Below are 12,611 nucleotides of genomic sequence, written 5' to 3'. Positions count from 1 at the left end.
ATCAAGATCGCGTTTATATCTTTCTAGCTGGCCAATTTTTTAAAATATTCCTTGGCCTGCTTAACATCTTTATCTATCTGTTCTTTCAGAGCGTCAATACCATTAAAACGCTGCTCATCACGTACTTTCTGATGAAAAACAACTCGAACATTTCGGCCATATATATCTCGATCAAAGCCGAACAGGTGTACTTCTAGAGAAGGCAAGTAATTCCCAACGGTTGGTTTAACCCCAACATTCGCTACACCTTGATAAGGGGTATTATCCTCACCGTTCAAATAAAGGCTTACGACATAGACACCTGAAAATGGTACTTTCGTTCTCTTTAAGGCTACATTCGCTGTCGGAAACCCTAATTGGCGTCCAAGTTTCTGGCCGTGGATAACCTTACCCATGAAACTATAAGGGCGCCCTAAAGCATTCTCAGCAGCACTAAAATTACTCTTGGCCAACAATTCTCTAATCAGCGTACTACTAACTCTAAGAGGTGATTCTTCACACTCAACTGTCTGAGTACTTTCAACGCTAAAACCAAAGCGCTTTCCCGCCTCTTTCAAGAGCGCATAATCACCCGAGCGGTCGCCCCCAAACCTAAAGTCATCACCAATCACCAGGTGCTTAATACTCAGGTGATCCACCAAAACCTGCTGAATAAACTCTTCTGCACTAAGCTGACTCAAATGCGCATCAAATTTTAAGCAAAATACAAAGTCGATACCGTACTCGGATATCGCCTGATACTTCTCTCGAAAGCGCATTAAACGAACAGGCGCTTCATCGGCTTTAAAATACTCAAGAGGTTGAGGCTCGAAAATAATAACAACGGACCGTAAGTCTTGTGTTTTTGCCTCGGTAACTACTTGCTCTAGAATCGCTTGATGCCCAAGGTGCACACCATCAAAGTTGCCAATCGTTGCAACACATGCCGTATTAGGCGAACTTTTATTTGTGCTTAAGTGCTGACAAGCTGCTATCAGCCCGGGGTTATGCATCCCTCTTAATAATCGCATCGCCACAGCTTGTATAAGTTCCTAGTAAAAACATGCCACAAAATAGTCGCCGATTATACTTGCTCAGGAGGGGAAGATTCAATCAACTCAGACCACAGCTAGCTAATAGAAATGAAAAAAGCCACATTTCTTTGCAATCTAGGCAATTTACCGCCCGAATATTTAAGAAATGCAGCTTTCTATTTGCAGAATGAAAAGTAAGACTTATTCCCACCAACCTACTAGGTTCATATAAATTATTGTCGCTGGTGCAAGAATAAAGGTCAGAATACCAACGGTCTCATCGGTTGACTCTTCGTTATTCTCATTCACGCGAATACCGTTTTCCTTACCAGAAGTGTAATACTTACGCCCCTCACGGTAGGTAAAATATTTATCAGGATCTTCCATCTGATAGTTCCCTTCATTTTGGTAAGCAGGAACAAACTCGTCATCTTCTGCATAAGCCGACGCACTGGCAAATATCACCGAAAACAAAAAAGCTGACATCAACTTTACGACAACTGACTGTTTTAAACTTTTCATAAGACTCTCCTTCACTTTCACTCCCTACACCTAAACAAATTCAACGCAGATATCCTTCATTTACGTTTGTCCATTTATTGAGCAAATTTCAGTCAGACTATTAAATGATATCGAACACAAAAAATAAAGTGATTTAACAATCGATAACAATCTCAGTGTCTAAGTTGCGACACAGCTATCAATCAAATACGAAAAATTCTTAAGAAAATAACACTCAGCACACCAGCAAACACACCATAAACATGAACATCTGTCGCAACTGAACCACCAATTAGCTCTGCTACCTGCTCGCTAGCATCAGCAAAGTATTCGTAGACAACCTTAACCAATAAACCCAAAAACACTAGCACACGCAACCACAGTGGGTACAAGTGATCTTGATACAAAGCATAAACCAATAGACCGTATAAGCCTCCCGACAAGCCCACATAGACACTTAGACCCGGACTACAGAACCATATCATGACGCTAATAATAAGAAAGAAAGCGCAGAGCAAAGAAACAATACGCACCGCTCGCCCCAAGCCTGAAAAGGTAAACAACAAAACCCCAAGGAATAGAGCATTCAAACCGAGATGAAACCAACTCAGGTGATCAAAATGCCCCACCAGCAAGCGCCACCATTGCCCTTCAGCAATACGCTGCCGATCAAAGCTAAAATCAAACTGGCTATTTTCAAATAAAAAGGTGTCACTAAGCTCTATAGCAAACGAAGGAATAACAAATATGAGAAAAGTAATAGAAAGCTGCAATAAGTGCTTTCTAGAATCAGTATTTTCCATACCTAGAAGCAGACCTAAAGAGGTCTAAGGACAAGAGGGTTTAATAAATAAACCTGAACTTCTCTGGAATCCAGAGAAATGGGAAGTGAAAATGTTTTCCAAAAAGGCATTCGTCGACAAGAGTCTTTCTTCACCCTAAGCACAGACACGTCGCGCCCTTGCACTCTCATCCGAAAGTCTTCAGGCTTGGTGCAGCCATTGCTTTTTGCCTGGAAGGTGATCGCCTCGTTATCAAGAGACTGCAGCACTATCGGCTCCGGAACTTGATTTTCAGGGCCACCCGCTAACACACCCCCTGAAAGCATGAGCACACCAACAAACCGAACTAAAACCATACGTAACATCAATCTAACACTCAAATAAAGACTAAGGCGCAAGTTTTAAGAACCTACGACGATAAGTCAGCAATAGCAAACATAGACATATCAGTTGCCAAGCAATGGCGCCACCACTTGAATCAGACTTTTTATTGCTGTCACTTTCCTCTTGCTCTGCTTCAATTGCGGTAAAACTAATTGATGCAATTCGCGCATCGTCCCCCTCACCCAAACCAAGGCTAGCGCCTCGCTTTCTCGCCAACACCCACTCAACATAAGCGCCACCCTCAGGCAGCTCTATAACGACGTTCGAATAGCTACTTCCTACGACTAAATCTTGCTCAACACCGTCAACCACTTCAGTCGTTTGACGAACACCATCAATATAAACATCCAGATTCATCACATCAGAGCTTGATAGTAGCCAGTCAAAAGCAAGCGTTCCCGCCCGGGAAAAGCGTGAAGAGAAACGTGATATATCTTGCGTGTCTGGCATTTCCACCGCTAACTCACTATCCCCCACATTTCGCCATGTACTCGCTGACTCAAGGATAAAATCAATACCACTTCCAGCTATTTCCATATCGTTTTCCGGATATACTCTGGTAGATAAGCGATACCAATTAAATCCTTCATTTGTATATATTGCCGTCATTACAGCCGTTTTTTCACCATCCTGATCAAAGTCCAGCTTCAAATCCAACTCGCAGTTATCACCCAAATACAGCACGTCATTTGAACAACGATCACCGACAACCTGAAACCCGCTCACATCACCAGACCCAAATTGCATCCAGCTGATCTCAAAAGGCTGAACCAGATTACTAGTTAAATTCAAGGTATATTCATATGGATACCCTACAGTCATTTCCCCCAGATATTGAGCATTCAACACAACATCAGACCACTCTTTAACTCCCTCAAAATCATCCAAATAAGAAGCTACACGAGTATAAACTCCCGGGTACTGTGCCTGCCCGCACCCTTCACCAAAGCTCGTAACACCAACCTGAACCCAGTCACGATCCTCATTCTGCCAAAGCAAAGGGCCACCACTATCTCCTTGGCAAGAGTCTAAACCACCAGCTAGAACACCCGCACATATCATGTCGTCAGTCACCTCATCACCAATCTCGGCATAATTATCCTGGCAAGTCTCATGATTCATTAGCGTTACATCTGCTTCTTGAAGAACATCCGGGTAAGTCGCGACACTATCGTCTGGGTCTATATCCCCCCAACCGATAACGCGCAAGGAATCACCTTCAGCAATTTTGCGCATATCTGCCTCTGTCGCCAACGGAAGCGTCGGCACATCACTCACAGCCTCAGCAAGCTGAAACAATAAATAATCGCCATTCTCAGCCTCATTATATTCTATGAGATTAACGGCTCGAGCATTACTCTGCTCTGGCAAATCATATCCAGACGAGTTACTCAAATCATACGCACCAATAACCGCAACAATGCTATCCAAAGCCTCCCCGGCGTAGCAGTGAGATGCCGTTAATACATAGTATTCATCCACCAAGGTTGCACCACAAAAGTGCTCACCAGTATATTTATTTTGTAATGACACCATCCAAGGGTAATCCCTAAACTCAGCGTCAACACCACCAATAATCCTATTTTCCGCGCGAGCCCAACCTGAAGAAACAACGAGCATTACAATCACCACACTCATGGCACGATAGGTTTTCGATATACCTGCAGCGTTTCGACGAAAGAAAAATAGCACTGCCAAAAACACTAGCGCTAGTGGGTGGAATGCTCCACCACTAGACTTTGAATTGCTAGGACTTGTATCCTCAGCTACATCTGGGTTATCTGCTGTAAAATTAACCGACTTCAAATACAAGGTCTTGCCTTCATCCCCTAATGAACTTTCACTCGTAGAACGCCAAAGTTCTCCCCTAGCCATGCGCCACTCAACAGTATTGACCTGATCTTCAGGTAACACGATAGTCTCACGACCATAAGCCTCAGCCGGCTTATATTCACTAAGCTCTTCACCATTTATCCACAATGAGACATCCATTACACTCGTATCATCTACTTTCCAGTCAAAGCTCAATTGGCCGCTACCATCAACCTTACCAATCAACATCGTTTGCTCATATAGGGTGTAGTCTGACACTAATTCGGAAACAATATCTCCCTGTAAATCCCACTCATTCTGCTTCTCTATAAAGAAAAACACTCCCTCACCCACACTTGAGCTAAAATCAGCTTCCCCTATCACATTACCACTCAACTCAAACGAGTAGCTTTCCTCTTTACCCTCAACCCCTATCATCAAGGTAGCAAACTTGATACCAGGCGAAAGGAAGTTCATCCGAATATGGACCTCGCAACTCTCCCCCGGAGCTAACTCAGAGCCCTGGCAATCAGGCAAAGCACTATCTTCCATGCTGGTAATCGATAGCTCGGAAGGTGTATATTTTACCGTTCCTACACCACATTCATTGGTTTCAATCTCATCAACTTGAAGCTCAACACTATCAATTACAAAGCTATCAGCAGCACTATTTGTAAAGCTTAAAGAAAACCCATTAACCTCTTTTATTCTGTATTTTAAAGACTCATCCGAGCCACCACTACATACAGGGTTCTCACCATCCTCCAATATACTTGAAGTAACATTTTCAGGCAGAGAAAGCTTGTCTGGGGTCAAATCAACAGGGTTTATAATATTGTCCACCCACTCTTTAAACGCTGAAACCCGGGTAAAAACATCTGGATAATCCAGACTTCCACAAACAGAAGGAGCTATGCTTGCCACGCCGGCTTGAAACCATTCACCACCTGTTTGAAATAATAAAGGGCCGCCACTATCTTTTTCGCATAGACCTTGAAGCCCATCACCTGTCTCTTCGATATAACCTGCACAAATATGTTTACCGTCAATAGCATTACCATATATTGGTAAAAAGTCAGCTCCCAACGACGTTTCTAAATCGCCATTCAGGAAGGCTTTATTGCATTCGGTCTGGTTGAACAACGGTACATTCACTTCATGCAATACGCTTGGAAAGTCTTCGTTTATTGTGTCTTCACCGCCCCCACTAGAAATAAGATTGGGGTTGCCATCACGATCCCCCCATCCAACAATTGTTAGCAAATGACCTGCTTCGACACCTTTAAACATGGCTGAGCTAACTAATTCAAGAGGTGGATAAACACTCACATCAACCGCATCGGCCAACTCAAGCAACATCAAATCTCGACCTGACTCCACGCGACTAATCACCCCAATACGCCGCTCAGTTTCTTCAATTCGTGAGATATCATAATCTCCAACATAGACGGAAATTGCTTCAGCAGGCTCTTCATAGAAACAACGCGAAGCAGACATCACCCAACGTTCATGAATCAAGGTACCGCCACATTCATGCTCGCCAGTTGCCGAATTTCGGAGCGATACCATCCAAGGGTAATCACTCTCTACCTCAACTTCGTCGCCACCGACTATACGATTAGCTGAGAGAGCAGAGCTACTCGCAACACAAGCAAGCATGGCAAATAACATCACCCGAACAATACCGACATTGCGCCTAGCAACTAAAGCCTGACCACACATTGAAAGAAACATACCCTTAGCCATCCTGACCTCTATGGAACTCATAATCTTTATATATTGAACTGGACCTGTACTGCACAAGTAAAACGCTGAGAGATATAAAACAACTAAAATCATGCATCAGGAACACAGCAAAAAACTCCTCGAATTTTATCAGTCTTTTATAGCCAGCCCTATTGATTATAAAAACACTGTACAACTGCATTTAAATTTTGTGACGCTATAAACCTTTCTTATGGGAAGTTTCTACGAAATTTACCTTTTTCCAAAAACATTTACACAAGCTCTATAGATCAAGCCAGATCAAATCTAATCAAACTGCTGAGCATATGAGTCAATCGAAGCGTAAGGTTCAAGCACACCTTTTTGATTCATAGATAATATTTGATAAGGGTTAAACTTGTCTTGGTATTCCATACCCGGACTACCCAAGGGCATTGCAGGAACAATCAAACCAACTGAGCCAGCAGGTGGGTTTGATAAAAATTGTTTAATAAACTTCGCTGGAACATGTCCTTCGAACACGAAACCCTCTGACGACACAGCAGTATGACAGGAGCGAGCATTAGCAGGCAGCTGATAGAAATCTTTTATATGCGCCACCGAATCCTGGTTCACAACTATGGCCCACAAACCGCCCTGTTGAATATGATCCACCCACTCAGAACAACAAGAGCAACTCTTTGTTTTATAAACAGTCAAAGTTCTATCTGCTGCGCTCGATTCAGTACTAGACGAATCCTCTGATTGACCGCATGCACTCAAGATACCAAACGCCAGCATCATACTCAGTATCATAAAGCGCCGAACTAGCGAAACAGATCTCTCTCTATCTATTTGCATATCGCAATTACCTCACCCTTTTAATCTAGCTGCTATAGTTAAATTCTGAATAAAAAGATCGACCTATCAATAAAGGAATTCTTTCATGGTCAAATTTGTCCGTACGCCTGATGAACGCTTTAAAAACCTGCCGAACTATAGCTTTTCTGCTCACTATACCGACGTCGGTGGTTTGAGAATGCATTATATAGACGAAGGCCCGGGAAGTGCCGACCCAATACTCATGTTACATGGTGAACCCAGCTGGTCATACCTTTACCGCCACATGATCCCTATTTGCACTGCTGCGGGGCATCGAGTCATCGCTCCCGACTTAATTGGCTTTGGCAAGTCAGATAAGCCTGTCAATATTGAAGACTACTCCTATCAAAGCCATATGGACTGGCTCCTATCCTTAATCAACGCGCTTGATTTAAACAATATTACACTGGTCTGCCAAGACTGGGGTTCATTGCTCGGCCTTCGACTCGCGGCAGAAAATGAAGAGCGCTTCAAAGCAATTGTAGTCGGTAATGGCATGCTACCAACAGGTGAAGAAGACGTACCTTCCGCTTTTAAGATATGGAAAGCTTTTGCGCTTAATAGCCCCTGGTTCCCTATTGCAAAAATCGTAGAGATGGGGAGTTTTAAATCTTTTAGCAAAGACGAGCAGCGCGCTTACGATGCACCCTTTCCATCCAAGCAGTTCAAAGCAGGCACTCGGGCTTTTCCGGCTTTAGTACCAACAAGCCCGGACAACCCGGCAAGCAAAGCGAACAAGGCAGCGTGGGCGGTATTAGAAAAATGGCAAAAGCCTTTCGTTACCGCATTCAGCAATGGAGACCCTATAACACGAGGCGGTGATAAGTATATGCGTAAGAAGATTCCTGGTGCAAAGGGAATGAAACACGTAAAACTTAAAGGCGGCCACTTTCTTCAAGAAGATTCAGGAGCCGAATTTGCGCAAGTCGTCAATAACCTACTAACAGAGATAGATCATCATATAATCCCAGCCTCATAGAGAGTTTTTCTTAGGCAATAAAAAACCCGACTAAAAAGTCGGGTCAAAATCACAACAAATACTTCAAAGAAAAATAATGAAACCTATTCCGGGTCAGAGGGCCTGAATCACTTCCCCGTACTTCAATGTTTGTAGAATACGACATTAAAAACGTGATGTATGTATCACTTTTCTTTCATTATGTAACAATTGTTTTCAAGCTCTCAGTCATTCGCGCAAGGCAAGACCGCCTCAAAGATGCTCCCCACCTGAGCATTCGAACGGTATTTGATTTCACCCTTATGGAGTTTCATGATTCGCTGACAGATTGACAAGCCCAAGCCTGCACTTCGCTCTCCAGCTGTTGGCTTGGTTGATATATTGCAGAATGGCTTGAACAATAAGTGCTGCTCGGCCTTTGGTATTCCACCAGCCTCATCAATCACTTCGATACGCACCTTTTTATGATTACTCGATAAACGAACATCAATTTTCCCACCAACTGGCGAGTATTTAATTGCATTGGAAATCAGGTTATAGGCAACTTCTTTAATTCGCATGCTATCTGCTTCAACCCATACGGCTTCGACTGGCAATTCCAAGTTAAGTTTTTGCTGCTTATCATTCGCCAGGAGCTGGGCATCAGCAACAGCTTTATCCAATAGGGAACAAAGGTTTTCCCGATCTATATCGATTGAGATATTAGCATCCTCAATCGAACTCACATCAAGCAATCTATCCAGCAACTCCTCCATACTCTCTGCAGCTTCGATAACTAAACCCAGCAACATTTCCGGGTGCTCTCCGGATATTTCCCTTTTCAACATACTCGCAGCTGAAGATACAACACCCAAAGGGCCACGAATATCGTGAGCCGCCATACCAAGCAACTCATTCTTCTGCTGGTTCAAACTACTCAACTCAGAGAACTGATCCAGAAGCTGGGCATTGGCGTTGACTCGACTGCATACTTGCTCTTGCTGGAAAGGTTTTAATAGAAAGTCATTCCCACCATGCTTCATAAATTGCGCTATTTGGTCTGATGATGCCTTTCCTGACACACCAATAATAGCCATCTGACTCATATCAAAGCGTGAACGCAAAGCACCCAGCAACTCAAATCCATCCATGCCATTCATAATCAAGTCGACAAGAATAATTTTGTATTGATAACCCTGGTCGAGCAAATCCAGCGCCTTTTCAGCCGACCCCACAGAGGTAACACTAAAACACTGCTTCTCGAGCAATGCACTCATAAAATCTCTGGATGACGGTGCATCATCAACGACCAAAACCTCCATACTCCGATTGGCAGACATTCGATTAATCACCTGCACAACGTAACTGATATCCTGCTGCCCGTTCTTCAACACATAATCGGATACGCCCAAGGATAAAACCATCTCACGTAGATTTGGACTAAAGTTGCCGGTAAAAGCGATACATGGAATACTCTTTTCTGCCATTAGCTTTGCAGCAGCGCCATCACTTTCATCGGGCAGGTTCAAGTCTGTGATCGCAACAAATATTTCTTCTTGATGCAGCTCCACTAACTGAACCGCTTCAGAATAATTAAGCGCGACCAGCACTTGATAACTACCTTCTTGTCTCAGCGCCGCCTCTACACTCAATGCAAACGCTTTGCTATCCTCAACAATCAAAACAGTATTTTTCATCAAACAACCCAACAAGTGAATCTTAGTTCTATTCTATTCACCCTAAATTAAAAAAAGAGATCAAGAACAAGACCCCTTAATTACCTCCAGGTAATTATTAAGCACATAGCTATTTAATATAGTAGAGTTCGTATTGTTTTCACGATTAAAATACTCACAGAGCCATTAATTAAGCGATCTTTTATATGAATTTTCTAAAATTAGTCAGCGCCTTCTGCTTATTATTGCTGGCGACAGCCCATGCAAAAGACGCCATTGCGACCGATACGAAGCTATCAGAACAACTAATTTCATCTTGGATGAAGTCTCAAGACGCCCTGGAAGACTGGGGTAAGAAGCACCAAGCCCAACTGGAAGCAAAGACTAAGGATGAAACCGAAGTCGAAGATCCAAGTAAGATGACACCTGAAAGCATGATATCCCCCCTGAAAGCAGCGGGCTTATATTCAAGCGCCAATCAGCTTGTTCAGTCTCAAGGTTTCTCTAGTATCGATGAGTGGGCCGCGATCACCTTAAGAATTACCAAAGCGGCTGCCGCTATTGAATTTGAGGCGAACCCGGAAATGATGGACACCAGCCGACTTGAAGCCTTAAGGAATTCGAGTGACATCAGCCCGGAGCACAAACAAGTGTTAAGCAATGCTATTGAGAAAAACCAAGCCATGGTGAAACAGATACTGTCGAGCGCAAGCACTGCGGACAAAGAAGCGATCAAGCCCTTTTTGAACGATATCCTAAAAATGATGGAAGAACCTTATTAAACATATGGCCACCCAGGCATTACTCACCAAACTAAAACAAAGTCCTCCTTAAGTAGACCCACAACCCCATGTCCAAAATAAAATCTGATGCTGATAGCCTCATCAAAAAGCATCGCAATCTTATCCACTCCCAAGACAAGAAAGTTATCTCTCATGTACAACGTGAGCAAGATGATGGCTGGCTAGTTAATACGCTAATGCTTGAAGATTGCGATACGCCATTTCAGTTTAAGCGACAAAAAACCTACAAAAACCTAAAAGGCGCTCGAGTCAACCTAACCTACTATTCAGACACACAAAAGCTCGCTGGAATGGATTTTGAGCTGATGAAAGTAGTACGAATTCGTATAGCATGACTCCAAGTCATTTTACTTTTCAATAATTAGAGCTTATACTCTATTTTTTTAGAGCAGTTACTCTAAACATCCACTCTACAACTTTGCGAATTACGATTAGGTATTGTCATGTTATTTTCTTTAAAAGTTCAATATTACAAAGGTCTAGCAAAAGCACTAAAGGTCGCTGCAGCAGTCGTTCCGATGCCAAAGCCAACGCTTTTCACTGGTGCAGACTCCTCACTGGAATTATGCGATGCTATTGGCCAACTAGGCATTAAAAAGCTAATGATTGCGACCGATGAAGTACTCGTCAGCATCGGACTAATCGACAAAATCAAAGCTCGCTTGGAAGAACTTGACATCAAATACGTAATCTACGACGGCATTCTTCCTGACCCAACCTATGATCAGGTACAAGCAGGTCTAGACTTATTAAGAAACAACAACTGCGAAGCAATTCTTGCCGTAGGCGGTGGCTCACCGATTGATGCAAGCAAGGCTATCGCAGCACGCGCAACAAATGACAAGCCATTAGAGAAGATGGCCGGCTTATTCAAGTTACGTAAAGCACCTTTGCCACTATTCGCCATCCCGACAACTGCAGGCACTGGCTCAGAAGTAACCATCGTGTCTGTCGTATCAGACCCTGAAACCCATCAAAAGACACCTATCATTGACCCTAAACTGGTACCCATGATGGCCGCTTTAGACGGCGCAATGATGCTAGGCCTACCTGCTGCAGTGACGGCTGCAACCGGAATGGACGCACTGACTCATGCGATTGAGTCTTACATTTCAGTTAATGCTACCGATGAGACCGACGCTTACGGAACAGCTGCTACACGTCTAATCATGGAAAATCTTGAAACAGCAGTGAAAGATGGCAGCAACCTGGAAGCTCGACAAAATATGGCTATGGCGTCTTACTATGCCGGCCTGGCTTTCACCAAAGCGAGCGTAGGCTATGTTCACGCCATCGCCCACAACTTTGGTGCGTATTACTCTACACCACACGGTTTGGCCAACTCGATTGTCCTACCGCATGTTCTGGATTATTCAAAAGATGAAATTACAGAACGTCTTGCCAAGCTCGCGGAAGTAAGCGGGCTAAAAGAAGGTAAAGAAAGCAACAGGGAACTTGCCGATAAGTTTATTCAGCGAATTCGTGAAATGCTCAAAAGCTTTGACATCCCTGAGCAACTTGGCGACCTTAAGACCGAGGACATCCCAAAGATTGCCAAATCAGCTCTTGAAGAAGCACATCTTAACTACCCAGTGCCCAAGTATATGAACCAGAAGGTATGTGAAAACCTGCTGAATAAAATGGTCGCTTAAGTAAAGCAAGTAAGTCTAAGCATAGACTATTGACAAAGGACTAATAAAACGGCATAGTCTCGCGTCATTTTTATATGAACTGGGATCGAGCACTTTTCAGCAACATCAAGTGTAAGCGCTCCCAGTTAATTTTTTAGTAATCCGCGAAATTTAGGAGCAACACGGTGGCCAACTCCCCATCTTCAAAAAAGCGCGCGCGTCAGCAAGAGAAACGCCGCCAACACAATGCTAGCCAACGTTCAATGGTTAGAACTTACATCAAAAAAGTAGACGCTGAAATTGCTGGCGGAAACTACGATAACGCACAAGCAGCTTTCCTAACTGCTCAGCCAATTATCGACGGCATGGTAAACAAGGGCATCTTCCCTAAAAACCGCGCCGCTCGCATCAAGAGCAACCTGAACGCACAAGTTAAAGCCCTTAAAGCTTAAGCTTCGCTCTCAGGCATAAAAAAACCGGCAAACG

At 43.5% G+C, this 12,611-nt stretch carries 12 protein-coding genes; 5 read left to right on the top strand and 7 right to left on the bottom strand.

The genetic code is table 11. The features are described from left to right. Positions 1-23: 23 nt before the first annotated feature. From ribF to A3729_RS00355, 6 genes are all read right to left on the bottom strand, one after another. Positions 24-1,010, bottom strand: coding sequence for a bifunctional riboflavin kinase/FAD synthetase (ribF, locus tag A3729_RS00385; protein ID WP_068512273.1), 987 nt, complete (start codon positions 1,008-1,010; stop codon positions 24-26). A gap of 204 nt (positions 1,011-1,214) precedes the next feature. Next, entirely contained in the window at positions 1,215-1,535 is a 321-nt protein-coding gene (locus A3729_RS00380) for a hypothetical protein (protein ID WP_068512276.1), read from the bottom strand. Between the two features lie 182 nt (positions 1,536-1,717). Further along, positions 1,718-2,317 (bottom strand): rhombosortase, encoded by a 600-nt coding sequence (rrtA, locus tag A3729_RS00375; protein ID WP_068509929.1) that lies wholly within the window; start codon positions 2,315-2,317, stop codon positions 1,718-1,720. 14 nt (positions 2,318-2,331) lie between these two features. Then, complete coding sequence (locus tag A3729_RS00370) at positions 2,332-2,622, bottom strand: hypothetical protein (protein ID WP_156491851.1); 291 nt, start codon at positions 2,620-2,622, stop codon at positions 2,332-2,334. 61 nt (positions 2,623-2,683) lie between these two features. After that, the gene (locus tag A3729_RS00365; RefSeq protein ID WP_068512283.1) at positions 2,684-6,238 is read right to left on the bottom strand and encodes a trypsin-like serine protease; all 3,555 of its coding nucleotides are present in this window, start codon (positions 6,236-6,238) and stop codon (positions 2,684-2,686) included. Between the two features lie 285 nt (positions 6,239-6,523). Next, entirely contained in the window at positions 6,524-7,057 is a 534-nt protein-coding gene (locus A3729_RS00355; RefSeq protein WP_068553661.1) for a DUF411 domain-containing protein, read from the bottom strand. A gap of 85 nt (positions 7,058-7,142) precedes the next feature. On the opposite strand from A3729_RS00355, the gene A3729_RS00350 reads away from it, so the two are divergent. Further along, a complete protein-coding gene (locus A3729_RS00350) occupies positions 7,143-8,057 on the top strand; it encodes a haloalkane dehalogenase (RefSeq protein WP_068512287.1) in 915 nt (304 codons plus the stop codon). 203 nt (positions 8,058-8,260) lie between these two features. Here A3729_RS00350 and A3729_RS00345 read toward each other — a convergent pair whose 3' ends face one another. After that, positions 8,261-9,712 (bottom strand): hybrid sensor histidine kinase/response regulator, encoded by a 1,452-nt coding sequence (locus tag A3729_RS00345; RefSeq protein ID WP_068632941.1) that lies wholly within the window; start codon positions 9,710-9,712, stop codon positions 8,261-8,263. A gap of 185 nt (positions 9,713-9,897) precedes the next feature. Between A3729_RS00345 and A3729_RS00340 the strand changes: the two genes are divergently transcribed. The 4 genes from A3729_RS00340 (at position 9,898) to rpsT (ending at position 12,577) form a co-directional block, all read left to right on the top strand. Then, positions 9,898-10,473 carry a hypothetical protein gene (locus A3729_RS00340; RefSeq protein WP_068512296.1) on the top strand — a complete coding sequence of 192 codons (576 nt, stop codon included), beginning with the start codon at positions 9,898-9,900 and terminating at the stop codon, positions 10,471-10,473. 68 nt (positions 10,474-10,541) lie between these two features. Continuing rightward, positions 10,542-10,829, top strand: a complete 288-nt coding sequence (locus A3729_RS00335; RefSeq protein WP_068512300.1) for a hypothetical protein — start codon at positions 10,542-10,544, stop codon at positions 10,827-10,829. 108 nt (positions 10,830-10,937) lie between these two features. Next, positions 10,938-12,146, top strand: coding sequence for an iron-containing alcohol dehydrogenase (locus A3729_RS00330; protein ID WP_068512303.1), 1,209 nt, complete (start codon positions 10,938-10,940; stop codon positions 12,144-12,146). A 164-nt stretch (positions 12,147-12,310) separates the two neighbouring features. Beyond that, positions 12,311-12,577 carry a 30S ribosomal protein S20 gene (gene rpsT, locus A3729_RS00325; protein WP_068511686.1) on the top strand — a complete coding sequence of 89 codons (267 nt, stop codon included), beginning with the start codon at positions 12,311-12,313 and terminating at the stop codon, positions 12,575-12,577. The last annotated feature ends 34 nt before the right edge of the window (positions 12,578-12,611 follow it).

It is taken from the genome of Oleiphilus sp. HI0043 (assembly GCF_001634935.1).
Note: the sequence above shows the minus strand (reverse complement) of the source record. Positions and strands in the feature narration are given on the sequence as shown.